The organism is Mesorhizobium sp. M0496, from assembly GCF_040321205.1.
In the GTDB taxonomy this organism is placed as follows: domain Bacteria; phylum Pseudomonadota; class Alphaproteobacteria; order Rhizobiales; family Rhizobiaceae; genus Mesorhizobium.
Genome location: NZ_JAMYRC010000008.1, coordinates 93,744 through 119,757 on the forward strand (window position 1 = coordinate 93,744; position 26,014 = coordinate 119,757).

A 26,014-nucleotide genomic window follows, 5' to 3' on the forward strand; every position below is an offset into this window, starting at 1 on the left:
AACCGAGCGCTCAGGCCTTCCGTCTCGGCCCGACCAGCCGAAACGTTGCTTTGCGCGCCGGCAATCCCGATGGCATCGGGCGAAAGATGAAGCCGAGCCGGGCAAAGACCAGCCCGCAGGCCAGCGCGAAGGCGCAGCCAAGGCCGAAGCCTGCTACCGTGTCGCTGGGATAATGCACGCCGACGAAGACCCGCGTCGAGGCGATGCAGGCCGTGATCGCCAATGCGATGTACCAGCGCCTTGGAAACAAAAGCAGAGCGACCCCGAACACCGCACCCATCGTCGTAGCATGGCCGGACGGGAAGCCGGCGAAGCGCGCATCAAAGGCGAAAGGATGCAAGGCCAGCACACCAAAATCGCCGAAATAGAGCGGACGAGCCCGACCGATCGCGTATTTCAGCAGATTGACGGCGAGGCCGGATAGGCCTGCGGCGCTCAGCACGAGGAAAGCCAGGCAGGTCCAGTTGTAGGCGAGCATCAGCGAGCGCCTTGAAAGGCTTCGCCAATCCGTCAAATTGGCGGCGACGAGCACAATCGCCGACGGAATGAGATACCAGCCGCCCAGGCCGAATTGCGTGAAAAAGTCGGCAAGACGAGCAAATCTCGCTGACCACTGGCCATGCAGCAATCCAGCCGGTGTGTCGAGGCGAACAAACGCTGCTGCCGTCAGCAAAACCCAGACCAGCACCCAGACCGACCACAAAATGTTCGGGTATCTGGCCGGACGGATGGCAAAGCGCCTCTTGGCGATCTGTATCGTATCGCGAAAATTGTCCAGGGATCGACGCCCTATCCCAAGGAGCAGGCTGGAAACGCAGGGGCGCGATTTCACCAGCATTGGAAATTCGACCCCATTGTTGCCGTCATGGGCATCGACGAGCGATCATTTGGCCACACGATAGAGGCCGAGCGACAGTTTGTCTCCCGACGAATAGTTGAGCCCGTCGATCTGGGCAACGCGGTTCGCCGACTTGCCTTGTGCCGCCAGCAGCCCATTCAATTTCTGCTCGTCGCCGACCTGCGCCAGGGCCAGCGCACAGGCCGGGTCGCCAAGCAGATGTCTGGCGACGCCATCGACATCGGTCAGAACCGTTTTCGTGCCGACAAGGAACACCAGGCTCGGCTCGTGATATTCCGCCGAGGCGAGCACCGTGGTGTCGCAAGGTCGGTTGGCGCGGACCGCCGCCTCGATTGCCGGGCTCAGCCAGATCGGCTTCAGCGAAGGCGCGATGACGCCGAACAGCAAGCCATAGGTGATGCCGGCGCAGACCGCGATGGCGCCGATGCGGCGCAGCGGCACTTGCAGCTCCCTGGAAAAAGCGAAGTAGCCCGCCGCCAGTGCTGCCGCGGCGGCCGGGATGCTCCAGGAGAAGGTGCCGGTGAGGTAGAGCGGCGCTCCAACGCAGACCGCCGCCAGGCCGAGGCTGACCACGGCAAGACCGAATGCTGTCGACCACCACAACCAATTCTGCCAGCGTCTGAGCGGCGCATTCGCCTCCTGCGGCGACAATGTCAGCAGCCAGCCGATCAGCAGCGCCATGCCGGGATAGGCCGGCAGGACATAGTGCGGCAGCTTGGTCGGGATCAGTTCGAACACCAGCCAGAACGGAATGTACCAGGCGAGGCAGAAGCGCAGCCGGGGATCGTCGCGCAAGCGGTTAAGGGCCTGGAGCCCGGCGCCGACCGCGATCAGGCCGAAGGGCCACATGAACAGCGAATAGGTCAGCATGTAGAAACCGGGCGGCAGGCCATGCGATTCCTCGCCCGACGCGACCTTGGCCACCATGTCCTTGCCGACGGCATCCTGCAGAAAGGCGCCGCCGCTCTTCCAGGTGATGAGGGCGACCCAGGGCAACACGATAAGAAGCACCAGAGCGACACCGCGCACGAGCTTCAGCTTCAGAAGCCAGCGCCAGTCGCGCTCGAAGGCGAACAGCGCGGCAACCGTGAGCACCGACAACAGCGGGGCGACAGGCCCCTTGATAAGAATTCCCAGCCCTTGAGCTGCCCAGAAGATCCATGGCAGGTGGGCGGCTACCGGTTCCTTGCGGCGCGCTGCCAGGTAGATCTGGGCGAGCGCGCCTTGGGCCGCCACGCAGCAGGCCAGCAGCATGGCGTCGGTCTTGGCGTCGCGGCCCTCGAAGGCGGTGGCGAAGATCGCCGCCATCATCAGGCCGGCGGCGAGACCCGCATTGGCCCCGAAGAGCTTCGTGCCCGTCCAGGCGATGCCGACGACGGCCAGGGCAATGCCAAGCATGGAGACGAGGCGGTAGACCCAGATCGGCGCCGCCGCGCCCTCGCCGCTCAGCGCCACGGCCGCCGATTGCAGCCAGTAGATGCCGATCGGCTTCTTGTAGCGCGAGGCATCCTGAAAACGGATGTCGACATAGTCGGAGGTTTCGACCATCTGCTTGGTGGCCTGGACAAAACGGGATTCGTCGCGGTCGACGGGCGGAAGGCTCGCCAGTCCGCTGAAAGTCATCAGCACGCTGAACAGAAAGAGAAAGATATAGTTCCTGTTCATCGCGGAGCTTTCCGGATCTGATCTGCGGGATGGCCCCGTCGCGGCGCTTCGGCCCTGCCCCCTGCGCGGCGCCTCAATACGCCAGCCAAAACGGCGAAGCAAGGATTCGCAACGCCATCCGCTTGGGCCGCAAAACCGGAAACCACTTTTGCTGATCGCGAGTTCTCTGTTGAAGCGCGATCAGACACAAAACCGGAAACCACTTTTGCTGATCGCGAGTTCTCTGTTGAAGCGCGATCAGACGCAAAACCGGAAACCACTTTTGCTGATCGCGCTTGGATGCTAAACGCCCGCGTTCATGCACATCCGAGCCACAGCGGCCGGGCGCTTTCGGGAAAGAAACAATGTCCGCCTTCAAATCCGATTTCCTGCGCACGATGAGCGAGCGCGGTTTCATCCACCAGACTTCGGATGATGCCGGCCTCGACAATATCTTCGCCAAGGAGACGGTGACCGCCTATATCGGCTTCGACGCGACCGCCAAAAGCCTGCATGCCGGCTCGCTGATCCAGATCATGATGCTGCACTGGCTGCAGCAGACCGGTCATCGGCCCATCGCGCTGATGGGTGGCGGCACCTCGATGATCGGCGACCCGTCCTTCAAGGACGAGGCGCGCAAGCTGCTGACCCCGCAGGACATCGACGACAATCTCGCCGGCATCCGCCGCAACTTCATGCCGTATCTCAAGTTCGGCAGCGGTCCGATCGACGCCATCATGGTCAACAACGCCGACTGGCTGATGGAGATCAACTACGTCAATTTCCTACGGGACGTCGGCCGTCACTTTTCCGTCAACCGCATGCTGGCCTTCGATTCCGTCAAGCTCCGGCTCGATCGCGAGCAGTCGCTGTCGTTCCTCGAATTCAACTACATGATCCTGCAAGCCTATGATTTCGTCGAGCTTTACAAGCGTCTTGGCTGCCGCCTGCAGATGGGTGGCTCCGACCAGTGGGGCAATATCATCAACGGCATCGATCTCGGCCACCGCATGGAGAACGCGCAGCTTTATGCGCTGACCACGCCGCTGCTTACCACCTCGTCGGGCGCCAAGATGGGCAAGTCTGCCTCGGGCGCGGTGTGGCTCGATGCGGAGATGCTGAGCCCCTATGAATTCTGGCAGTACTGGCGCAACACCGAGGATGCCGACGTTGCCCGCTTCCTGAAACTCTACACGACATTGCCGCTGGACGAGGTCGCACGGCTTGAGCGGCTCGGCGGGTCCGAAATCAACGAGGCGAAGAAAATCCTCGCCACCGAGATCACCGCCTTGCTGCACGGCCGCGCAACCGCTGAGCAAGCCAGCGACACGGCACGCAAGACGTTCGAGGAAGGCGCGCTCGCCGAAACATTGCCGAGCGTCGAGGTTGACAAGGCAGCGCTCGAAGCCGGCGTCGGCGTCCTGTCGCTGCTCGTCACCGCCGGACTGGCGGCGTCGAACGGCGAGGCGCGGCGGCATGTGCAAGGCGGTGCCGTGCGCCTGAACGACGAGCCGGTCAGCGACGAGCGCCGGCTGGTGACTTCAGAGGATTTGAGTCCGGAAAACGTCGTAAAGCTTTCTTTGGGAAAGAAAAAACACATTCTGGTGCGGCCAGCTTGAGGCCTCTTACCGATACTCGAAGATCGACCTGAATATTCCAGGCGCGATCACCGACAGCGGATTGATGTCGAGCAGCGGCTTGTTGGCATTGCCCTTGAGCCGGTAGGTGACGCCGATCAGGCCGCGGTCTCGGCCATTGCCGAGCAGCGCGCCAACGATGGGCAATTCGCCGAAGATGCGATTGAGGCCATAGACCGGCATGAATGTGCCGGTCATGTCCATGTTGTTGTTCTGGTCGTAGAGCGTGCCCTGGAACGTCGTGCCGATGCGCGGGCCGCGCAACACGCCATTGGCCAGTTTCAGATAGCCGCTGCCTTTGTCGATCTCGGCGTAACCGCGTTCGAACTTCACCCGCGACGTGTCCAGCTTGCCCTTGACCGCCTGATTGAGGCTGCGGCTGTCGCCGGCCGGCGTGGTCGAGACGATGGAAGCCAGCTTCGGTTCGTTGACCACGAAAAAGTTGCTGGTGTCGACCTTGCCCTTCAGCGATCCATCGCTCGGCCCCGCCAGCGCCAGCGTGATCGTTCCGCCTTCCATGTGCTCGTAGATGTTGAGGAACCTCAGAATGGCGCCGGCGTCCGCGGACTGCATGTTGAGCGCGCGTCGGCCGGCACCGGTGGTATTGCTGATGCTTATGGCGGCGCCCGAACTTGCCGTGGCGCTGACTTTCAGCCCGTTCACCCGCGAACCGGCCGCGCTGTAGTCGAGCTTCAAGTTGGACAATTGCTCGTCGTGGAAACCGGTCAGCTGATCGACATCGGCGCTGACGGAAATGGCGTCGGAACCGGTGGTCTTGGTCGCCGTGTCGACGTCCGAGGTGAACTGCTTGATGAGAGAGCGGGCATCCAGCGCGTTGCCCGATATGTCGACCGCATAGCCCTTGCCGGATCGCTTCACCGACACCGCGACGTCGTCGCCCCTGTTCAAGGTGACCTTGCTGAACCGTGCCGACGACAAGGCGCCATTGACCAGTACGATGCTGCCGTCGATGGAGAACGTCTTTCCGTCGAGGTCGAAGTCGGACAGCGTCGTCGTGTCGCCGGACTTGGTCATCACGAAGGTGACATTGGCGGGAACCCCTGCCCCCTTGCTCCAACCCGCCCAGGGAATGTCCAACCTGGCATTGGTCAGGTCGGCCGAGACGTTCTGGTCGCCGCTGCCGTTCTTGTCGATCGCGACCTTCACCGTTCCGCCGAGCAGCGGCTTCAGGCCGGGCATTGCGGCGGCACGGATCTTGTCGTCGAGCACCAAAGCCACCTTGCGGCTGCGTGCCGGCCCGTCGTCCCTCAACGGCTCGATCAGATCGAGTTCGGCCGGAATCCCGTTCAGCGATGCCTTGGCGGAGATCACCGCCTTTTCCGGGTCGACGGTGATCGAACCGTCGGCATCAGTCACCGTCTGCCCCTCGAACGGCTTGGCCAAGGACATGCCGGTGTAGTCGAGCGACACCAGCCAATCGAGCTTTGAGGAGTCGACGCCGGTCTGCAGCGGAATGTCCGCCTTGACGTGGCCGGTAACGCTGCCCGACAGCTCTTCCGGCAGAATGCCGACATGGCGCATGGCGTTGATCGGCTCGTAGGATGCAAGTTCGGCAACAGCGGACGCGTCGCCGTCGACGTCGATGTCGAGCGCGCCGACGACCGGCGGGCGGTTGGCCGCCTTGACCGTCAGCGTGCCGTTGCTGGCTGCCACGGTGCGACCGCTGGGCATATAGACGGTGCCCGAGGACAGGGAGATGTCGACATCGTTGCCGTGGAATCCGACGACGCCAACCGCGTCGCGTATCGGCGGGATGCGGCCGGCCGTGTCGAAGCGCGATCCCTCGATCTGGAAGCGGCCGAACACCTCGTCGGCGGAAAGCGGCACGCCGTTGCCCAAGCGGCCCGGCACGACCTGGAACTGGAGGTTGGCGTCGACGACGCGGCCGCCGAACAGATTGGCCAGCACCCACAGCCGGGCGTTGCGCGCTGAAAACCACGGCCAAAGCTGCTTGACGTGAGAAACCTGCATATCGTGGATGTTGAACGCCAGATTGATCCCCGGCGCCTTGCCCTCGACGAAGGCCACGGCAGCGGTGCCAAGCACCTCGCCGGAGGCGGCGGACCGAAGCGCGATCTGCTCGGCGACCAGTCTGTGGCTCACCGTGTTGTAGACACCGGCAATCCGCGCAAGGAAGGTGAGCGCCGGCTCAGGCGACTCCGAAGGTGCAAGCGACGAACCGTCGCTGGTCAGGTCGTAGCGATAGGAGGGTTCCTCACCCGACGCTCCGGTTGCCGGCTTCGGCCCGATCGAACCGGCGAAATCGAATGTCGACCGGCCGGTCTTCAGCAGCAATCTGTCGACCTGGACCTTGTTGCTGCCGGCAACAAGTGTAGCATTGAGATCGACGTCAGCCGGCAACAGCCCGCGTGTGCCGAGATCGAGGATGGAACCCGTCGACGACAAAAGGGCCATCAGCCGCGATGCATTCACCCCCGATCCTTCCGATCCCGTCAGCTTCAGCGCGACCGCGCCCAACTTGCCGGCAGCGGCCGTGAGGTCGCCGGCATCCGCCAGATCGATGCTGGCATCCAGCGCCGTGACGCGGTGTGCCGCGATATCGCGGGTGGCTGAGGCAGCAACTGTAACCGTCCTGCCGTCGACATCCGCCTCGGATGAAAACTGCATGCCGCCCGGTCCCGATTGCACGACGGTGGCGTCGGTTATCTTGACGAGCTTGATCGTTCCGGTTTCGGGCAGCACGAATTCGACATTGCGAAGATCGATCTGGCGCAGCGAATCTTCCCGCACGGCATCGAGTGCGCGGTTGACGTTTCCGAACACCGCATTGGACAGCTTCTCCGGATCGATGAGGCCGTCCGCATTGCGCAGGGTCGTGGTCCAGTCGCCGCCGGATGGCATCGCCGCCACGACGATGCGGGCATCGGAAATCCTGGCGCTGGTCAGCCGCACCTCCCCCCACAGCAGCGGAAACAGACGCACGCCGAAACGCACCCGGCCGGCATCGGCCATCGGCTTGCCGTCAGAGGTCTTCAGGCTGACGTCGCTGACCTGCAAGGCAATGAAGCTCGATCCGTCAAGGGTGATGCGGGCAGGCCCGACCGCGACATTGACATCGACACCGGCCAGTTTCTCGAGAGCCGCTTCCGCTTCCGTCCGAAGCCGTTCGGAGCCGACGCCTGACGCACCGATGAGATAGACGACGACTGCCGCCAACAAGACGAGGCTGGCGAAACCGGCGAATGCCCTTGCCAGGATACGAAAGCCGCGTCCGATCCGCGCCTGGCCGAGCGGCGGCACGCGGCAGGCGGACGGAAAGGCCCCCAGGTCGGTGATCTCATCACGCCTGAACCTGATCTTCTCGTGCTGCGGTTGCTCCTGATCCACGCAATTTTCCGTTGTACGAACTCGATCGTGGACGAATCCCCGCTCGACACTATATCGGTGAGGCTTCGCGCGTAACCACAAACAAGGGCATCGGTATGGCTGACCTCGACGTAGGCGATCTTGCGCCGCAATTCGATCTGCCGCGGGACGGCGGCGGATCACTCAGCCTTGCCGCATCCTCCGGCAAGCCCATTGTGCTCTATTTCTATCCGCAGGACGACACAACAAGCTGCACGCAAGAGGCGATCAGTTTTTCGCAGCTGAAGCCGGAGTTCGAGAAGGCCGGAGCCGTGGTGATCGGCCTGTCGCCCGACAGCGCCAAGAAGCATGACAAGTTCAAGTCGAAATACGATCTCACCATCGACCTTGCCGCCGACGAGGAGCGCAAGGTGATCGAAGCCTATCATCTGTGGGTCGAGAAATCGATGTATGGCCGCAAATACATGGGCGTCGAGCGCGCGACGTTCCTGATCGGCCGCGACGGGCGGATCGCTGGGATTTGGCGCAAGGTTCGGGTCAAGGGCCATGCCGAGGAAGTGCTCGAGGCCGTTCGTGCGCTTTAAGGTTTACCGGCACGGCTGGCGCGCCCCCACAACCTTATACCCGCTTGACGGGCAATCGCCGCCGGCAAGCCGGCACCACAAGCCTTTGTTAACCTTAATAATGTGTAGTCAAGCTGTCGTTGTGTCGTAAACGAAAGCTTGGTCCCGTGAACGCAACCGGTCAGTCAGCAGTCTTCGGCAGGCGCAAGGAGCCCCATACGGTCATCATCGCGCGGGGCAACGAGATCCGGCACTTTACGATCCGACCCTGGTTCGCGGCCTTTATCGGCTCGGCGCTGGCCGCCATTGCTATCGGCTACCTCATGGCCACCTCCTATCTTGTGCTGCGCGACGACCTGATCGGCGCCACCACGGCGCGGCAGGCGCGCATGCAGCAAGCCTATGAAGATCGCATTTCGGCGCTTCGCGCCCAGGTCGACCGCATCACCAGCCGCCAGTTGCTCGACCAGCAAGTGATGGAAACCAAGGTCAGCGAACTGCTTGAACGCCAGAGCCAGCTGAGCCAGCGTCACGGTCGGCTTGGCCCGCTGCTCGAACGCGCCGAGAACGAAGCCGGCGCGGCGCCGGCCGAAGATCCGGCTGCGGTTGCGAAGCCGGACAAACGCGCCGAAGTGACCGGCAGCATCAAGGAACCCGCGCCGAATTATACGGTCGCCAGCCTGAGCGCCGACCTCGGCGCCGGCGACACCAGGCCGTTCTCGCTGTGGTCGACCCGCTCCGATCCATTGCCCAACGATTCAGCCGCCGATCGTGCCGACAAGCTCTTCGTCTCGATCAACCAGTCGCTGAAATCCATCGAGAACGAGCAACTGACCCGCATCAGCACGCTTGCCGACAACGCCTACAAGAGCGCCGATGCCATCACCCAGGCGCTCGAGGCGGCAGGACTGCCGGTCGACAGCGATTTCGGCAAGGACAACAGCGATGTCGGTGGACCACTGATCCCGCTCGACTCCTCAATGATGTTCGACAGCAAGGTCAAGGAACTCGACGAGGCGCTGGACGCGCTCGACCACCTCAAGAAGGAAGCACGCCAGCTCCCGTTGACCAATCCGGCCCCCGGTCATTCCGTCACCAGCCCGTTCGGCGTGCGCACCGATCCCCTCCTCGGCACCGCCGCGCTCCATTCCGGCATGGATTTCAGGGCGCCGATCGGCATGGCCGCCAAGGTCACCGCGCCCGGAATCGTCACCAAGGCGGGCTGGAATGGCGGCTATGGCCGCATGGTGGAAGTCGACCACGGCAATGGTTTTGCGACGCGCTACGGGCATCTCAGCGAGATCGACGTGACCGTGGGCGAGAAACTGGATGCCGGCGCCGTCATCGGCAAGACCGGCAGCAGCGGCCGCTCGACCGGCCCGCATCTGCACTACGAAGTCCGCCACAATGGCGAAGCGATCGATCCCTTGCGCTTCCTCACGGTCGGCAAGAAGGTCGCACAATATCTCTGAGCGCGCAGGCCGGGAGCTGAATCCCGGTCTCAGGCAACCGAGCCGTTCGGACAACCTCTATCTCGCGCAGACCCCATTCCTTTTTCGGACTCTCGTCGCCGTGCGGGGCTTTCCCCTTGCAAGGCGAACGCAGATTGTCGAAGCCCATCTAGTGGTCGGCATCCGACGTGTTCCACCTCAGCCTCAAATGGCACCGGCGTCGATATGCCCGGCGTGTTCATCGCCGTCTTTGCCGCTTAGCTCTTTCGCGGGAGCGTGGACCGTTCCGGCCGATGCATTCCGGCAAGCAGCCATTTGATGCGCCCGGTGATTGTGCGCCGCTTTAGCTTTGTCAGCTTTGAAAAGTACTCTTCAGGGTGAACGCGATCAAGGAACGCAGGGGCGACCGGGACGAGACCATGATTTCTTGCGGTCTCGTCGTCAGCCAGCAAGATCAGGTTTTGCCGGTAATAAACGGGGATTGACGTATCAGTCCAAATCACCGGTCGGATTATGTCATAGGCTTTGAAACCGTATGTTTCGAAGGCATTTGCCCAATGGCTTTGCCATTGTTCGTTGATGTGGTGCATGCCGCCCTGAAAGGGAATAGCGGCAGAAAACAGCACTGCCGGCGCACTGCGGCACAGCCACTCGACGGCTCTGAGAGATGCCGGGCCCGAGATATGCTCCAGCACTTCCGCCGAAATCGCCAGATCGAATCGGCCAAGGTCGGGCAACTCTTCTTCAAAATTCGCTTCGGTGAATTCGTGTGGCGCGATGAGCCTCTGCTCTGCGGGCACCCAAGGTCCGTCGATACCTCCTATTTTCTGCACGCCAAGGCGTTTTGACGCGGCGAGCCACGATCCTGTAGCTGTTCCAAAGTCGACGACGGATTTCGGCCGTAGCAGGCTAATCAAAGGGCGCAGGACCGTTTCAGCAATACCAACCTCCCGGCTGCGAGATTCAAAGAATGCCGGGCCGTACTCCTTGCTTAAATCTTTGCTCACAAAATTTCCCCCCCTCCAAAATTGGTCCTATACTAGAATCCGAGTGCGCGGGCGACGGTGAAAATCAAGCCCCTTAGAGTTTCGCACTGCCTTCTTCCACCTTGCGCAAAAGATGTGAGGAAGAGCCATGGACCGCAATTTCGCGCGCGCTGAAAATGGCGTTACCCTGGCAGCCCCTCCGCCGATACCTGAAGCCGAACGGAACGAAGACCGGACTCCGCGCCATCACGCAGGCCAACTCGAAACCGTTTACCGTCGCGAGTGCATCGACAGAAATGAGGTCACGGCCGAAACCAGGGTGGCCGCGCCAACTTTCAACGCGGCCTCGTCAACACGAAACCGGGCATGATGGAGCGGAAAGACCGATCCGACCGCCTCGTTGCGGATTCCTAGTGAAAATAGACCGACGGGCGCTTCTCGCTGTTGTAGCCAAAGTCGTCGGCGATGGTCCATCCGGGCGTGTCGAAAACATTGTCGGGTCGATGCAGGCCTCGGCGTTAGCGGCAACCGCAGCCTCAGGATTTAACATGGATCTCTCGCGGGAACTTCGTCAGCGTCTCATTGCCGGTTTCGGTGACCAGGATGGTCTCGCTGATCTCGATGCCCCAGCCGTCCATCCACATGCCGAGGATGGAATGAACGACGTTGCCTGGTTCAAGCACAGTCTTGTCGCCCGGCCTGAGGCTGATCGTGTGTTCGCCCCAATCCGGCGGATAGGCGACGCCGATGGAATAGCCGATGCGCGACTCCTTCTTCAGTCCGTAGCGTTGAATGACCTTGCGCCAGGCGCCCTCGACGGCTTCGGCTGATGTTCCCGGCCTGACCGCATCGAGCACCGCGTCCATGCCCTCGATCACCGCTTTTGCCGTATCCGAGACATTTGTCGGCGTTTTGCCGAGTTGCAGGGTTCTTGCAAGTCCGGCGGCATAGCGACGGCAGACACCGGCAAGCTCCAAGGCAATCGTCTCATTGTCCCCGAACCGCCTGTCGCTCCACATGATGTGCGGCGCGGAAGCGTTCTCGCCGCCGAGTATCGTCGGCGGAAGCGCGGTGATGTCGCCCGCGAAGTCCGGGCTGCCCCCGATCTGCGCCGCCTGGATGGCCGCGATGGCATCGCACTCGCGAACACCTGGCGCGATCACCTCGAAGGCCCGCGTGACCGCCGCTTCGGCGAGCGTCGAGGCCTTGCGCAAATAGGCGATCTCGGGCGCCGATTTGACCGCGCGGATCCAGTTCACCAGCAGATCGCCATCATGCCATTTCGCATTGGGAAGTCCGGCGACAAGCCGGGCATGCCCTTTCGGAGAGAAATAGTAGGCTTCCAGCTCGATACCGATAGGGCGGTTCCCCCAGCCCTTCGCCACGATCCAGTTCGCGATCCAGTCCATGGGATGGCGATCGCCGCGCTGAACATGGTCCTCCGGGAAGCCAACCACGTTCTCAGGCTTCATCCAGGCTGTCAGAAGACCGCCGGCCGCATCCATGGCGCGCCCGATCCAGACCGGCTCGACATCCTCGATTGGAACCAGCACCACCTGCGGCGTATAAAACGACCAGCCATCGTAGCCGGTGATGTAATGCTGGTTGGCAACGTCGTTGACGATCAGCAACTCGAGACCGCGTTTTGCCATCGCCGTGCGTATCTTGCGAAGCCGCATCTGGTACTCGTCGCGGGCAAACGGCAATTCGATCATCTTTGCTCCATGCTTTGTTGGATCAACGGTCGCGGGTTCGCTAACCCATGAAGCGGTTTCGACATCGCGGCAATCGGCCAGGCCGGCGCGTGAGCAGGTCCTGGACCGGATACGTCCTCCACAGCCGACTTTCGATCTGGACTTCGCCATCAATTTATTTTTGAATTCCATTTGACTGAATAAATAAGTGATGCGAAGCTACCCTCTCCTAAGGGGCGCAAATCATGGCACTGCGGGGGACCAATCAGGAGTTCGGGCGGCCGTACAACCGGCGCATCGTGCTCGAGTCCATCCGCCTCCATGGGCCGATCGCACGCGGCGAGATCGCCAGGCGTGTCGGGCTTACCGTCCAGACGGTATCGACCATCGTTCGAGAGCTGGAAGAACAGGGCTACATCCTGTCGCTGCGCGAAGAGCCGAAGGGGCGCGGCCTGCCTCCGGCGACCTTGCGGATCAATCCCGAGGGTGGCTATGCCGTCGGCGTCCACCTCACCCCGCTTGGTATCAATGCCGCCTTGATCAATCTGAGCGGCGACGTGATCGAGAGCACCTACCGCGAAGCGCCGAACGCGACGCCGGACCATGCCTTCGATCTGATCGGGGCGATGGTGGTTGAATTGACCAGACTCCGGGCTGGAGGACGGGTTCTGGGCGTCGGCATGGCCCTGCCCGGCCCGTTCGACGTCGAATCCATGAGTTTCGTCGGTCCGACCACCATGAGCGGCTGGAAGGATGTGGCGCTGGGTGAGCGGCTGGCGGCGTCGACCGGGCTGCCGGCCTTCTTTGAAACCGACATGGCGGCCGCGGCCATGGGCGAGCGCCTATACGGCCTCGGGGCCCAGTTTTCCGAATATTACTATCTCTATTTCGGCGTCGGCCTTGGCGGGGTGATGGTTCACGACGGCAGCGCGTTGCGCGGTGCATGGGGAAATGCCGGCGAGATCGGGCACATTCCCGTCATTCCCGGTGGTGAGGTCTGCCCGTGCGGCAACAGCGGCTGTCTCGAAAGATACCTCTCGCTCGAGGCGCTCCTGCGCTGGAACGGCAGTGAGGCCGATTGGGTCGCCGAAGTCGCCCCGATCTTCCACAATGCCGTCGCCATCATCGAGAACCTGTTCGACCCTGAAACGGTCATCCTCGGCGGGCTGGCGTCCACCGATCTACTCGAACTGCTTGCCGGTTCGGCTGCCGGCCTGCACAATTCCGTTTCCGCGCGGAAGGACCGCACGACGCCTCGAATCATCGTCGCGCGCGGCGGGCAACATTCGGTGTTGCGCGGCGCCGCCGCCCTTGCGGTTTCGGGGGTGCTGTCACCCCGCTTCGGGCAGATGTTCGCTGCCGAACGCGAGCGCGAGCGCGACCTTATCAAAGGCAGGGAGATTGCGGCATGAACGAACCCCTGCTGGTGCTCGACAACGTCACCAAGAATTATGGCGCCATCGAAGCGCTCAAGGGGATCAGCTTCTCGATCGGCAAGGGCGAGGTCGTGGCGCTGCTGGGCGACAACGGCGCCGGCAAATCGACGCTGGTCAAGATCATATCAGGCGGACTGGAGCCGACCTCGGGCCGCATGCTGTTCGAAGGCAAGGAGTTCCTTGCCAGATCACCCGCCGAGGCCAAGGCGGCGGGCATCGAGACCGTCTACCAGGACCTGTCGCTGTGCACCAATGTCGACGTTGTGGCCAATTTCTTCATGGGCCGCGAAATCACCAGGAAGGTTCTTGGCATTCCCGTGCTCGACGAGCGCGCCATGGAAGCCGTCGTCGGAAAGGCGCTGGCCAGTGCCGGCACCCGCATTCCCTCGCTGCGCACCAATGTCGAGCACCTTTCGGGCGGCCAGCGGCAGGCCATCGAGCTCAACCGCTTCGTGCATTGGGGCGGCAAGCTGGTGCTGCTCGATGAGCCGTTTGCCGCCCTCGGCGTCGAACAGACGCGGCGCGGCCTCGACATGATCCGCCAGGTGGCGAACCAGGGCATCGGCGTCGTCATCATCACCCATATCATGCAGCAGGCCTTCCAGGTCGCCGACCGGATCGTGGTGATCCGGCAAGGCGTCGTGGCGGGCGATGTCGCACGCAACAAAACAAGTCCCGACGCGGTGATCAACATGATCACCGGAGAGACGCTTGCCGGTGCCGGACCGGCGGGCTGAGGGACAAAAGAGGGGTCCGGCGTAAAAGAGGAGCGAACGACATGAAGCGAATACTTCTTGCTGTCTTCGGTATCCTTGCACTGGCCTTTGCCACGCTCACGCCGGCATTCGCCCAGTCCAAGGGTATTGTCTACTACATGGTGCCGACACTGCTCGATGAGTTCCAGACCGGCTCGGTGAGCGCGCTGGAGCTGTTCCTGAAGCAGACCGGCTACGAGATGAAGACGCTGAACGCCGACAACAAGACCGACGCCCAGCAATCGCAGATGAACGACGTCATCGCGCTGAAGCCGGCGGCGATCATCCTTGCCGCGGTCGACTTCAATGCGCTGAAACCGTCCATCGAGGCTGCCCGCGCGGCCGGCATCCCGGTGGTCGAATTCGACCGCCAGATCACCTCGACACCATCCGACTTCACCTCGGTCGCCGGAACGATCGAGATCGGCTACGTCGCCGCCGACCAGGCCGAGAAGCTTCTGAAAGCCAAGAACGGCTCGGTGAAGGGCAAGGTGCTGCAGGTGCTCGGCGATCCGGGTGACCCCTACACGCTCGACATCCAGAAGGGCTTTGAGGAGAAGATGAAGGCGTTTCCGGACGTCAAGATCATCTCGCTTCCGGCCATGCAGTGGGAAGCCAGCAATGCCGGCACCATCGTTGCCGACCAGATGCTGGCAAACCCAGACATCGACCTGATCTTCAGCCATGCCGCGCACCTGTCGGTCGCTGCCGTCGCCTCGCTCGAGGCCGCCGGCAAGAAGCCGGGCGACGTCATGCTGATGAGCTCGAACGGCGCGCCGGTCGGCCTCGACCTCATCCGCAAGGGCTGGCTCAACGTCGAGGTCGAGCAGCCGCTCTACGCGCAGGCCGCGGCTGTCGCCATGTTCATGGACAAGATCGCCAAGAAGGAAGAGATCAAGCCCGGCGAATACGACGTGCTCGGCCTGAAATCGACCGTCACCAAGGAAGCCTGGGGCCCGAACATCAAGATCCCCGGTGCCGCGATCACCAAGGAGAACGTCGACAATCCGGCCTTCTGGGGCAACCAGAAGCCGCCGACGGACACCGTCAAGTCGGTCGAATAGTCATTTGAAAGCGCTCCGGGCCGCTACGGCCCGGAGCCTGCCCTTTCACAACGCCGCGTCCGAAAGGACGCCGTGGCGAATTTGAATCCGCGCCTGAACCTGACGAAATCGAATTGATTTCGCGGGACATGCGCCAACCGGATCAGCCCATGAACCCGCGCACACGCAAAGCCCTGGAGTTCGTTCTCGATAACCTCGTCTGGTTCATGCTGCTGTTCGTGCTGGTGGTCTTTTCCATCTTTGTCCCGAACTATTTCCAGCTCGGCATCTTCGCCAACATCATCGAGGCTTCCAGTGTTCTCGGCGTCATGTCGATCGGCCTGGCGCTGGTCATCATCGCCGGTCACATGGACTTGTCGGTGGAATCCGTGGCCGCGCTCAGCGCCATGGCGGTCGGCATCCTGTTCTGCTCGTCGGGCATCGGCATGGGCGTGAAATTGCATCCGGAATGGCTGATGGTTCCGGTTTCGCTGCTCGTTGCGCTGGCCGTCGGCGGCATCATCGGCGCCTTCAACGGCTACCTCGTGGTCAAGGTGAAGATGAGCGCCTTCATCATTACGCTGGCCTCCTACATCTGGGTGCGCGGCCTTGTGCTGGTGATTTCGGGCGGCCGCTCGGCGCAGGATCTTGCGCCGGCCATCCGCTGGTTCGGCATCCAGCGCCTGATCGGCCTGCCGCTGACCGCCTGGATCGCTGTCGCCTGTTTCGTCGTCTTTTCACTGATCATGGCCAAGACGCCGTTTGGTCGGCATCTCGTGATGATCGGCGGCAACGAGACCGCAACCTTCCGTGCCGGCATCCGCGTCAACCGCAATCTCGTCATCGCTTTCGTACTCGCCGGCGCCATCGCCGGGCTTGCCGGCTGGCTGCTGGCGATCCGCACCTCGGGCGCCACCGCCAATCTCGGCGTCGGCCTGCTGTTCAACGCCTTCGCCGCCGTCGTCATCGGTGGCGTCAGCCTGAAAGGCGGCGTCGGCACCCTGCCCGGCGTCTATGCCGGCGTGCTTTTGCTCTCGGCCATCAACACGGCGATCAACCTGATGGGCCTGCCGGCCAATTTCACCCAGGTCATCCATGGCCTGCTGGTGCTGGCCGCCGTGCTGCTCGACGCTTTCAAGCAAACCATTCGCCAAAGACTCGCATGACAGGACGGCTCGCATGACCAATCGGCTGCAAGACAAGGTGGCGCTGATCATCGGCAGCGCCCGCGGCATCGGCAAGGGCATCGCCCTGCGCTTTGCCGAAGAGGGTGCGAGGCTGGTGCTCGCCGACACCGAGGTCGAGGCCGGGCAAGCGACCGCGGATGAACTGGGCGTCGCCTTCATCCGCACCGACATCTCGCTGATGGCCGACGCCGAGGCCGCCGTAGCGCTGGCGCTCAAACAACATGGCCGCCTCGACATCATCGTGCAGAATGCCGGCATCTATCCCTGGCAGCTGATCGAAAACACCAGCGCCGACGACTGGGACCGTGTCATGGCGGTCAATCTGCGCGGCACCTTCAATGCCAGCCGCGCGGCCCTGGCGCCGATGAAAGCGCAAGGCTTCGGCCGCATGCTCTACACCTCCTCCATCACTGGCCCGCATGTCACCAGCCCGGGCCATGGCCACTATTCGGCCAGCAAGGCCGGCATCAACGGCTTCATCCGGGCCGCAGCGCTGGAATTTTCCGGCTACGGCATCACCGTCAACGGCGTCGAGCCTGGCAACATCCTGACCGAAGCGATCGAGCTGCATCGCGGCGCGGCCTACATCAAGAACATGGAAGACTCCATCCCGCTCGGCCGCCTCGGCAGCCCGCGCGACGTCGCCAACGCCTTCCTGTTCCTCGCCTCCGACGACGCCAGCTACATCACCGGCACGACCATTGTTGTCGATGGTGGGCAGTTGCTGCCCGAAGGCAATGATTTTCGGCTTCTGCCGCCTTGAGCGTTGCGCTCGCGAGTGACGCGGCTTCGCGTTTTGGCAATCGCTTGAGACAGGGGATGAATGGTGGGCGATGACGGGCTCGAACCGCCGACATCTTCGGTGTAAACGAAGCGCTCTACCAACTGAGCTAATCGCCCGCTCCGGGCCGGACCTTTAAGCGGTCAGGGTCGGCTTCGCAAGGCCAAATGAGCGCAGGACGCCCTGGTTGGATGCCGGTTTTGCCAACAAAACGCTGGCTGTCAAAAAACCTTCTCCTGTTTGCTGTTATGCTGTCCTGTCACGCTTGACACCCGGTGGCGAACCCCTTATCCAGCGCCCCAACGACGAACACGGCTGACACGTGTTCGCCATGCGCGGGTGTAGCTCAGTTGGTTAGAGTGCCGGCCTGTCACGCCGGAGGTCGCGGGTTCGAGCCCCGTCACTCGCGCCATTTAACTTACTGATAGTTAAATGGTTTTCGCGCTAAGTAGGCTTCGGCCATGTCAGGCAATCGGACCAGTAGGCAGGTTGCGAAGAATTCGCGGACGACTGCTGCCGCTTGAAGCGCGCGTCCCCTAGATGCGCGCAGCGCCATTCTCCCGGCTGCCAAAATGCCGTGCCGGTGATGCGGCCGGTCGATCGTCACTTGGCCTTTGGTCTGATCCGCAGCCTACCTCGATGATTCCAACCAGTGCGCGAACAAATTCAACCATATCGTTTGCCGTAATGGCGGCCTTGTCGGGACTTTGCCCAATGCGTTCGGCGGCTGCGCAACATGACAGGCGGATGAGATCGTAGTGTGAATCCCTTTCATCCTCCGGCATCGCCGCTAGTTTCATGGCTCGGCGATGAATCAACCGCAGCAATTGTTCGAGAGCTGCTCCGACACTCATGCGTTTGCTCCGCATTGGTCGACCGTCCACCGGAAACGTCGACGAGGAGGTGTTTTCCCCCCGTGATGTGGAAGGCTGCATCACGGCTGTTAATATATCGTTTATTGCTAATATAATCACGCTCCGCGGAGCTGTCCTGCCACCGGGAGCACCCGAGGGCAGCTTTGAAAATCGTTCGTTGTCACAGCACCGTGTCGCGTTGACAAAAGCCCGCCACCGTGAGGCAGCGGGCTTGGCCTAAACGGCCCGGCGTCTACAGCGATTGCGAGCCTGATCACGGCCTTCGCAGTCAGGAATGAAGGTGAAGACATCGGTTGGCGGTCGCGTGCCCCAGCCTTGCAATCCGAGCAGCCGAACAAGCCGTGCACTGACTCGCGAAACCGCGATTCAATTAGCATGCGCTTAATTAGTCCCGGAGCATTTTAACGAATCGTTGACCGCGCTGTCCCACAATAGGACGGCGCGGTCAAACCCCAACCGGACTGCGCTGGCGGCTCCGGCACTCAGCGCCCGCCCACTGTCGGAGCCGCTACTCACACTAGCTAATATACCAGCGATGGTTGAATCAACTGTTACCGCACGTGCTTTCCAGTGCGCTTTCCAGCTCGTTAGACTTTGATGCAACGGGCGGGAGATTCACATTCGCCACGTTCTGATCTAGAAGCAGAGCATAGAAGCCACCTTCGATGGCCTTTCGAACGCCCTCAGAGCGCCCCGCCTGGACGCATGGCGCCCTGTCCGCGCCATCGCACTCGATCTTGCCAGCAAGCTCGTCCTGGGCCTCGCTATCGGCCTGGGCTTGCCTTGGGATGGCAATCGCGGGCTAGGTGGTTTGGCGCATTTAGACACGGTGGCGGAAGCCTATCCGCGGATTGGTCTTGACCGATTTCTCATTGGACTCGGATTTACGGGCCAAGAGGGCGACATTAGACGGGACTCCGCCTCCAGAATATGGCTACCACCAAGCGCTCTTTGACAATCTTGCCATGCGCTGCCCTAACCTCATCCCCTCGCCAGCAGCGCCTCGACCTCCTGCAGCGTCGGCATCGATGGCGCGGTGCCTGGTCGCGTCACCGAAATGCCGGCGACGGCGCAGGCGAAGCGCACCGCCTGCAACGGCTCCACGCCTCGCGACAACGCTGCGGCCAGCCCGCCATTGAAGGCGTCACCCGCGCCGGTGGTTTCGACCACCGGTCCGGCACTGATGGCCGGAACATGGTCGGAGCGGTTCTTCGAGTGCAAAAGCGCGCCCTTGTCACCCAGCGTGACGATGACCGTGCCGACGCCCTTTTCGAGCAGCTTGTCCGCAGCGGCTCGCGCCTCGTCAACCGAGGACACCTTCATCCCGGTCAATTCCTCCGTCTCGGTCTCGTTGGGCGTGAGATAATCGCAGAGCGTGTAGATGCGGTCGGGAAGCTTTGCCGCCGGGGCCGGGTTGAGGATCGTCGTCACCCCTGCCCCGCGCGCGATCTCCAGCGCCCGCATAGCTGCTTCGATCGGTTGTTCGAGCTGGGTGACAAAGACGCCGGCACCGCTGATCAGCCCGGCATTGGCTTCGATATCGGCTGACGAGATCAGCATGGCAGCACCGGGGCTGACGATGATGGCGTTGTTGCCGGTCGTCTCCTCGACAAAGATGTAGGCCGCGCCGGTATAGCTTTCCGGCGTATCGATGACGGCATTCTTGACACCCGCCTGCGCCCAGGTCTGCCTGGCCATATCCGCGAAGGGATCGACGCCGAGGCGGGTAAGGAAGGTGACGTCGGCGCCAAGCTTGCCGGCGGCAACGGCCTGATTCGAGCCCTTGCCGCCCGGACCCAGCGTGAAGGATGTGCCGAGGATCGTCTCACCCATGCGCGGCTGCCGCTGCGCCCTGTAGGCGGTGTCGGCGACGAACACACCCAAGATGACGATAGGCTTGCCCGAAGCCATGCCGCTACTCCGCATCCGGCGGCACGACGCCCTTGCGGAAGGCGAAGCAGCCATAGAAGCGGCGCTCGCCGGTCTGGATGACGCAGTAGGCCTGCTTGGCGCGCTCGTAGAAGGCGAAGCGCTCGACCGCTATCATCGGCCAGGACTTGCCCTCGGCCGCGTCGATTTCCTTTTGTACCTCTTTCTGCACAGCCGGAATTTCGTCCGGCTTGCCGACGATCTCCATGCGCGCGGCCGAGTCGTCAACGAATGTATCGAGCGGGTAGAGCGACAGCACCGCCTTTGCTACCTCGGCGGCCGACGCATCGATGCGCAGCAGGCGGCCGAGCGCGGTCTGGCGCGCCACCGAATCGGACGGGAAATTGGTGTCGGCGATGATCAGATCATCGCCATGGCCCATTGCCCGCAATGCCTGCAGCACGTCGGCATTGAGCAGCGGGTTGATGCCTTTGAGCATGATAGTCCTCGTGAAGTCCGGTTGAGATCAGAGACGCTTGCCGGTCTCGGCGTCGAAAAGGTGGATCTGGTCGAGCCGCGGCTTCAGGGTAAGCGTGTCGCCCGGCTTGAAGTCGTGGCGCTCGCGAAACAGCGCCACCATCTCGCCGTCGCCGAAGCGCAGGAACACCAGCGTTTCCGAGCCGGTCGGCTCGACCACCGAAATCTTCGCCGGCACGCCATCGGGATGGATCTCGAGATGCTCCGGCCGAACGCCATAGACGACCGCCTGGCCGTCCTGCGCGGCATTGTCCGATGCAATCGGGAACAGCGTGCCCGCGATGTCGACACCGGGCCTGGCGCCCTTGCGCATGACGCCCTTGAGCAGGTTCATCGAAGGCGAGCCGATGAAGCCGGCGACAAACAGGTTGGCCGGCCGGTCGAACAGTTCCAGCGGCGCGCCGACCTGCTCGATGCGCCCGTCGCGCATGACGACGATCTTGTCGGCCATGGTCATGGCCTCGATCTGGTCGTGGGTGACGTAGATAGTGGTGGTCTTCAGCCGCTGGTGCAGTTCCTTGATCTCGGTGCGCATCTGCACGCGCAGCTTGGCGTCGAGATTGGAGAGCGGCTCGTCGAACAGGAACACCTGCGGATTGCGCACGATGGCGCGGCCCATCGCCACGCGCTGGCGCTGGCCGCCGGAGAGCTGGCGGGGATAGCGCTTCAGATAGGGATTGAGGTCGAGGATGTCGGCGGCCCGCTTGACCCGCTCGGCGACCACGGCCGGATCGGTTTTCCGCAGCTTGAGCGCAAAGGCCATGTTCTGCTCGACTGTCTTGTGCGGATAGAGCGCATAGTTCTGAAACACCATGGCGATGTCGCGCTTGGCCGGCGGCAGATGATTGACGACGCGGTCGCCGATGGCGATCGTGCCGGCGGAGACGGTTTCCAGCCCGGCCACCATTCTGAGCAGCGTGGACTTGCCGCAACCCGAAGGGCCAACCAGCACGACGAACTGTCCGTCTGCGATATCGACGCTGACTTCGTGCAGAACCTTGACCGTTCCAAAGGCTTTGGCCACCTTGCTGATCGCGACTTGCGCCATGTCTCCCCCATCGGCTCCATTAGCCGTAGGCGCAGAAGCTAACCAACGCGACCTGCCAGGGCAAGTCGGTCTCTTATAGATAAAAACCGTTCTCGTTGACACGGCGTTTGGTTGTGAGAATAGTGGCAGGCGCTGGTCAAAAATGTCGGTACCCGATCCGCAATCGGAACTTCAATCGACGCAGGGTGGGGTCCTGCCTAATTCGTTTCCGAACCGGGAGCATCGTTGGCGCTCCAGCGTCCGACAGTTGGTCAATTTATTCACACTGAAGTTCTGGGAGGAATAGGCGATGAGAACGGGTCTTTACGAGAAACTGGTTCGTGCCGGCGCCACAAGGCGCGACATATTGAAGGGTGCGGCCAGCATGGCCGCGATTGCAGCCGCATCGGGCGCCGGGCTTGGCGCCCTGACGCGCCCGGCTTCCGCCGCAAGCGAACTGCGCTCCAAAATCCTGCAGATCCCCGGCGTCGGCAAAGGCCAGCCGACGGACGCCGATTTCCAGAAGGTCGGTGAACTCTGCCTCGAGGCGACCAAGGCCAACGTCAAGGAAGGCGAATTCGCCGGCGTCGAGCTGACCTTCATGGGCCTCAACAACCAGAACCTGCACAATGTGCTGTTCCGCGGCTTCCTGAAGCCATGGGAGACCTATACCGGCGCCAAGATCAACTGGATCGACCTGGCGCAGGCCGACTACAACGCTCGCCTGCAGCAGTCGATCGCCACCGGCACCGTCGATTTCGACATCATCGAGATGGGTGCACCATTCGAAGGCGATGTCTGCGGCAAGGGCCTGACCTCGGAGATGCCGGATTGGGTCAAGGACCAGATCGACATGAAGGACGTCGTGGCCTATCTGCAGCCGCCGGTCGGCACCTGGGACGGCAAGCAATATCGCGTGACAGTCGACGGCGACGCGCACAATTTCAACTACCGCACCGACGTGTTCGCCGATGCCGACCTCGCCAAGGCCTGGAAGGACGGCGGCGGTGAAGGCGAGTGGGGCGTGCCGAAGACCTGGCAGCAGGTGCAGGCGGTGACGAAGTTCCTCAAGGGCAAGAAGCTCAAGGACCAGGACGTCTTCGGCTATCTCGACGCGCCCAAGGCGTGGGGCGGTTTCGGCTTCTATTTCCTCGGCAGCCGCGCTAGCGCCTATGCCAAGCATCCGGACGACAAGGCCTGGCTGTTCGACGCCGACACGATGAAGCCGCGCGTCAACAATCCGGCCTGGGTGCGCGCCATCCAGGACGTCATCGACGCGCTGCCGTCCGAACCCGCCGACCAGATCAACGCCGATCCGAACACGACTGCCTTCCAGCAGTTCCTGGCCGGCACCGGCTCGATGGTCACTTGGTGGGGCGATGTCGGTTCCAACGTCAAGACCAACGATTCGTCGGTTGTCGGCGATGTCACTGGCTTCTCGATCCTGCCGGGCTCGGACGATGTCTACAATTCAAAGACCGGTGCCTGGGACAAGCTCGCCAGCGGCCCGAACTATGCGCCCAACTGCGCCTATCTCGGCTGGGGCGTCTATGTCATGGCTCGCGTCGATACCGACGAGAAGAAGAAGAAGGCGGCATGGTCCGCCGCCGCCCATCTCGGCGGCAAGGATCTGTCAATCTGGACGGCTATGTATCCGTCGGGCTTCCAGCCCTACCGCAACTCGCATTTCGACATTCCGGAATGGGTTGCCGCCGGCTACGACGAGGCCTTCATCACCTCGTACCTCAAGTCGGAATCCGACAGCTACAACCACCCGAACGCTGCGATCGAGCCACGCATCCCCGGCATCTTCCAGTACTACAGCGCCGCCGAGGATATTTTGGCCAACACCTTCGCCGGCAAGATGAAGGCGCAGGAAGGCGCCGACGCTATTGCGGCGGCCTGGGAGAAGCTGACCGACCAGATCGGCCGCGACAACCAGGTCAAGCTCTACAAGGCTTCGCTCGGCATGTAGGCTGGCCTATGAACCGTGGGGCGGCGGCCACGCCGGGCCCCATTTTACCGGCTCCGGCTCCTTCAGAACCTTCAAACGGGCGAGATTTGTGGCTGACCAGACTTCGACCGCAAACCAGTGGCCGGCAGATGCCGGCCCTTCCGATCTGATTTCTCCAGGCCGCAAACGGCTCGGCTGGGCGGTGATGGCCGTTGCGACGCTCGGCCTGCTGGCGACGATCGTGCTGGAAATCCTCTACAAGGGCAGCGCCGATACGATCGGCTTCGAGACATGGCGCCCCGTCGTCTATGCCTATGTGCTGTGGGGCGTAGCGATCGGCATCGGCCAGGTGCTGACGCGTGGCGAGGATGGCCAGCGTGCGCTGTTCCTGCTGCCGGCGCTCTTGTTCACCATCGCCATGGTGATCTTCCCGACGCTATTCGGTTTCTACATCGCGCTCACCGACTGGAACCTCAGTTCCTTCAGCGGCCGCAGGTTCAACGGGCTCGACAATTTCTGGCAGATGCTGAGCGATCCCTACTACCGAAACGCGCTGTTCAACATGGCGCTCTATGTGCTGGCGGTAGCGGTCGAGTATGTCATTGCCTTCGGCCTGGCGCTGCTGCTCAACGCGCAGATCCGGGCACGAAAATTCTTCCGCGTCGTCTTCCTGATGCCGCTGATGCTGTCGCCTGTCGCGGTGTCGTGGATGATCGGCAAGTCGCTGATGGAATACCGGTTCGGACCGGCAGCGACGCTGGCTCGCCATCTCGGCTGGGAAAATCCGGCCTTCTTCTCCGACCCGATCATCGCGCGCATCGCGATCATGGTGCTGGATGCCTGGACCTTCATTCCGTTCATGATGATCATGCTGCTGGCCGGGCTGCAGGCGATGTCGCGCGAGGTGCTCGAAGCCGCACGCGTCGACGGCGCCAACGTGTGGCAAACCTTCTGGCAGGTCACCTTTCCGCTGATGCTGCCGGTGTCGGTGACGGCGGTGGTCCTGCGCATCATCTTCAAGCTGAAGCTCGCCGACATCATCATCACCGTGACGTCAGGGGGCCCGGGCGGTGCCACCGATTCCGTCTCGAGCTTCATCTATCGCGAATACCGCGACCGCTCGAATGTCGGCTACGGAACCATGCTGGCGATGGCCTATCTGGTGATCATCGTCGTGTTCGTCACGTGGCTGTTGAAATTTGCCAACCGCTTTGTCCGCAATGTGAATTGAGCCAAGATGAGCGTTCAGACCACCGAATATGTCGCCTCGGAGATCCGCTCGCCGGCGAGCTTCCTCGCCAGCCGCGTTTTCATCTATGGGGCGCTGGCCTTCTGGGCGTTCATCTGCCTGTTCCCGATCTACTGGACGATTACGACCTCGTTCAAAACCGCGGTGGACGTCACCCAAGGCCATCTCATCCCCTTCGTCGACTTCCAGCCGGACTGGAAAGGCTGGCGTTCGCTCGGCTTGTCGCCGGACTCGATCTTCCAGACCTCGACGGTGCGCGAGGAGTTCCTCAAGCGCTTCATGAATTCGGTGATCACCTCGGTCGGCGCATCGAGCCTCGCCATCGTCATCGGCAGCCTCGCCGCCTACGGGCTTACCCGCTATCGCTATCATTTCGCCTGGTTCAGGAACGAGGATATTTCGTTCTTCTTCCTGTCGCAGCTGATCCTGCCGCCGGTGGTGCTGGCGCTGCCCTTCCTGGTGCTCTACCGGGAGGTCGGCCTGCTCGACACGCGCGTCGGGCTGATCCTGCTCTACACGTTGATGGTGCTGCCGATCGTCATCTGGATCATGCGCGACCAGTTCAATTCGATCCCGGTCGAACTCGAGGAAGCAGCGCTTGTCGACGGGCTGTCGATCTGGGGCGCCTTCTTCCGCATCGTCATGCCGATCGCGCTGCCCGGCATGGTGGCCGCCTTCATCCTGGCGATGGTGCTGTGCTGGAACGAGTATTTCTTCGCCGCCCTTTTGACCTCGACCGACGCCAAGACCATTCCCGTCATGGTGGCGAGCCAGACCGGCTCGCAAGGCATCAACTGGTGGTCCATGGCAGCCCTTGCGACGGCGGCCATCGCGCCACTCGCCGTCATCGGCATAGCCCTCGAGCGCTATCTGATCATGGGCATGACCGCGGGAGCGGTGAAGTAGCAGGGCAGCGCCAGGCTCCATCACTTCGTCATCCTAGGGCGGAGCAAGGAGCGTAGCGACGCAGCGCAGACCCTAGGATCCATGCCGTGGCATCGACGCTCCGCCACGGTGAAGAAACTTTTGACGCCAGGAAAGGCCGCTGCGAACCGCTTCTATCCTGCGCCGCAGCGCTCGTTGGCTGCGGTCACGGCATGGATCCTAGGGTCTCCGCGA

General features: G+C 62.4%; 21 protein-coding genes and 2 tRNA genes. 12 read left to right on the top strand and 11 right to left on the bottom strand.

Annotated elements, in window-relative coordinates; translation table 11 throughout:
* Positions 1-10: 10 nt before the first annotated feature.
* The 3 genes from NKI73_RS10470 to NKI73_RS10480 form a co-directional block, all read right to left on the bottom strand.
* Positions 11-838, bottom strand: coding sequence for a phosphatase PAP2 family protein (locus NKI73_RS10470; RefSeq protein ID WP_352629215.1), 828 nt, complete (start codon positions 836-838; stop codon positions 11-13).
* A 45-nt stretch (positions 839-883) separates the two neighbouring features.
* Positions 884-2,524, bottom strand: coding sequence for an ArnT family glycosyltransferase (locus NKI73_RS10475; protein ID WP_352629217.1), 1,641 nt, complete (start codon positions 2,522-2,524; stop codon positions 884-886).
* A gap of 73 nt (positions 2,525-2,597) precedes the next feature.
* Positions 2,598-2,882, bottom strand: a complete 285-nt coding sequence (locus tag NKI73_RS10480) for a hypothetical protein (RefSeq protein ID WP_352629219.1) — start codon at positions 2,880-2,882, stop codon at positions 2,598-2,600.
* Here NKI73_RS10480 and tyrS point away from each other — a divergent pair.
* A complete protein-coding gene (gene tyrS, locus NKI73_RS10485) occupies positions 2,869-4,122 on the top strand; it encodes a tyrosine--tRNA ligase (RefSeq protein WP_352629221.1) in 1,254 nt (417 codons plus the stop codon). The two genes, NKI73_RS10480 and tyrS, sit on opposite strands and share 14 nt — an antisense overlap.
* Before the next feature lie 6 nt (positions 4,123-4,128).
* On the opposite strand, the gene NKI73_RS10490 is transcribed toward tyrS, so the two are convergent.
* Entirely contained in the window at positions 4,129-7,509 is a 3,381-nt protein-coding gene (locus tag NKI73_RS10490) for a hypothetical protein (RefSeq protein ID WP_352629223.1), read from the bottom strand.
* 95 nt (positions 7,510-7,604) lie between these two features.
* Between NKI73_RS10490 and NKI73_RS10495 the strand changes: the two genes are divergently transcribed.
* Together NKI73_RS10495 and NKI73_RS10500 are read left to right on the top strand one after the other, a co-directional pair.
* Positions 7,605-8,072: a peroxiredoxin gene (locus NKI73_RS10495; RefSeq protein ID WP_352629225.1), complete on the top strand. Its 468-nt coding sequence runs from the start codon at positions 7,605-7,607 to the stop codon at positions 8,070-8,072.
* A gap of 146 nt (positions 8,073-8,218) precedes the next feature.
* On the top strand, positions 8,219-9,523 hold the full coding sequence (locus NKI73_RS10500; RefSeq protein WP_352629227.1) for a M23 family metallopeptidase: 1,305 nt from the start codon (positions 8,219-8,221) through the stop codon (positions 9,521-9,523).
* A gap of 236 nt (positions 9,524-9,759) precedes the next feature.
* On the opposite strand, the gene NKI73_RS10505 is transcribed toward NKI73_RS10500, so the two are convergent.
* Both NKI73_RS10505 and NKI73_RS10510 read right to left on the bottom strand, forming a co-directional pair.
* Positions 9,760-10,509, bottom strand: coding sequence for a methyltransferase domain-containing protein (locus NKI73_RS10505; RefSeq protein WP_352629228.1), 750 nt, complete (start codon positions 10,507-10,509; stop codon positions 9,760-9,762).
* A gap of 515 nt (positions 10,510-11,024) precedes the next feature.
* Positions 11,025-12,203, bottom strand: coding sequence for a M24 family metallopeptidase (locus NKI73_RS10510; RefSeq protein WP_352629230.1), 1,179 nt, complete (start codon positions 12,201-12,203; stop codon positions 11,025-11,027).
* 224 nt (positions 12,204-12,427) lie between these two features.
* Here NKI73_RS10510 and NKI73_RS10515 point away from each other — a divergent pair, with 224 nt between their 5' ends.
* The 5 genes from NKI73_RS10515 (at position 12,428) to NKI73_RS10535 (ending at position 17,366) form a co-directional block, all read left to right on the top strand.
* The gene (locus tag NKI73_RS10515; protein ID WP_352629233.1) at positions 12,428-13,594 is read left to right on the top strand and encodes an ROK family transcriptional regulator; all 1,167 of its coding nucleotides are present in this window, start codon (positions 12,428-12,430) and stop codon (positions 13,592-13,594) included.
* On the top strand, positions 13,591-14,355 hold the full coding sequence (locus tag NKI73_RS10520) for an ATP-binding cassette domain-containing protein (protein ID WP_352629235.1): 765 nt from the start codon (positions 13,591-13,593) through the stop codon (positions 14,353-14,355). The genes NKI73_RS10515 and NKI73_RS10520 overlap by 4 nt, the downstream gene beginning before the upstream one ends.
* Before the next feature lie 41 nt (positions 14,356-14,396).
* Positions 14,397-15,437, top strand: a complete 1,041-nt coding sequence (locus NKI73_RS10525; RefSeq protein ID WP_352629237.1) for a sugar ABC transporter substrate-binding protein — start codon at positions 14,397-14,399, stop codon at positions 15,435-15,437.
* A 149-nt stretch (positions 15,438-15,586) separates the two neighbouring features.
* Positions 15,587-16,582, top strand: coding sequence for an ABC transporter permease (locus NKI73_RS10530; RefSeq protein WP_352629239.1), 996 nt, complete (start codon positions 15,587-15,589; stop codon positions 16,580-16,582).
* Positions 16,583-16,595: 13 nt separating this feature from the next.
* Positions 16,596-17,366, top strand: a complete 771-nt coding sequence (locus NKI73_RS10535) for an SDR family oxidoreductase (protein ID WP_352629241.1) — start codon at positions 16,596-16,598, stop codon at positions 17,364-17,366.
* 61 nt (positions 17,367-17,427) lie between these two features.
* On the opposite strand, the gene NKI73_RS10540 is transcribed toward NKI73_RS10535, so the two are convergent.
* Positions 17,428-17,503, bottom strand: a tRNA-Val gene (locus NKI73_RS10540).
* Between the two features lie 216 nt (positions 17,504-17,719).
* Here NKI73_RS10540 and NKI73_RS10545 point away from each other — a divergent pair.
* A tRNA-Asp gene (locus tag NKI73_RS10545) sits at positions 17,720-17,796 on the top strand.
* A gap of 124 nt (positions 17,797-17,920) precedes the next feature.
* Here NKI73_RS10545 and NKI73_RS10550 read toward each other — a convergent pair.
* The 4 genes from NKI73_RS10550 to NKI73_RS10565 form a co-directional block, all read right to left on the bottom strand.
* On the bottom strand, positions 17,921-18,238 hold the full coding sequence (locus tag NKI73_RS10550; RefSeq protein WP_352629242.1) for a hypothetical protein: 318 nt from the start codon (positions 18,236-18,238) through the stop codon (positions 17,921-17,923).
* 1,002 nt (positions 18,239-19,240) lie between these two features.
* Complete coding sequence (rbsK, locus tag NKI73_RS10555; protein WP_352629244.1) at positions 19,241-20,170, bottom strand: ribokinase; 930 nt, start codon at positions 20,168-20,170, stop codon at positions 19,241-19,243.
* A 4-nt stretch (positions 20,171-20,174) separates the two neighbouring features.
* Positions 20,175-20,627 carry an RbsD/FucU family protein gene (locus tag NKI73_RS10560; RefSeq protein WP_352629246.1) on the bottom strand — a complete coding sequence of 151 codons (453 nt, stop codon included), beginning with the start codon at positions 20,625-20,627 and terminating at the stop codon, positions 20,175-20,177.
* 27 nt (positions 20,628-20,654) lie between these two features.
* Positions 20,655-21,713, bottom strand: coding sequence for an ABC transporter ATP-binding protein (locus NKI73_RS10565; RefSeq protein ID WP_352629248.1), 1,059 nt, complete (start codon positions 21,711-21,713; stop codon positions 20,655-20,657).
* 289 nt (positions 21,714-22,002) lie between these two features.
* Here NKI73_RS10565 and NKI73_RS10570 point away from each other — a divergent pair, with 289 nt between their 5' ends.
* The 3 genes from NKI73_RS10570 to NKI73_RS10580 all read left to right on the top strand — a co-directional run bounded on the left by NKI73_RS10570 (position 22,003) and on the right by NKI73_RS10580 (position 25,801).
* Entirely contained in the window at positions 22,003-23,667 is a 1,665-nt protein-coding gene (locus tag NKI73_RS10570; protein WP_352629250.1) for an ABC transporter substrate-binding protein, read from the top strand.
* An 88-nt stretch (positions 23,668-23,755) separates the two neighbouring features.
* The gene (locus NKI73_RS10575) at positions 23,756-24,877 is read left to right on the top strand and encodes a carbohydrate ABC transporter permease (RefSeq protein WP_352629252.1); all 1,122 of its coding nucleotides are present in this window, start codon (positions 23,756-23,758) and stop codon (positions 24,875-24,877) included.
* Between the two features lie 6 nt (positions 24,878-24,883).
* Positions 24,884-25,801, top strand: coding sequence for a carbohydrate ABC transporter permease (locus tag NKI73_RS10580; RefSeq protein ID WP_023810291.1), 918 nt, complete (start codon positions 24,884-24,886; stop codon positions 25,799-25,801).
* Positions 25,802-26,014: the final 213 nt, after the last annotated feature.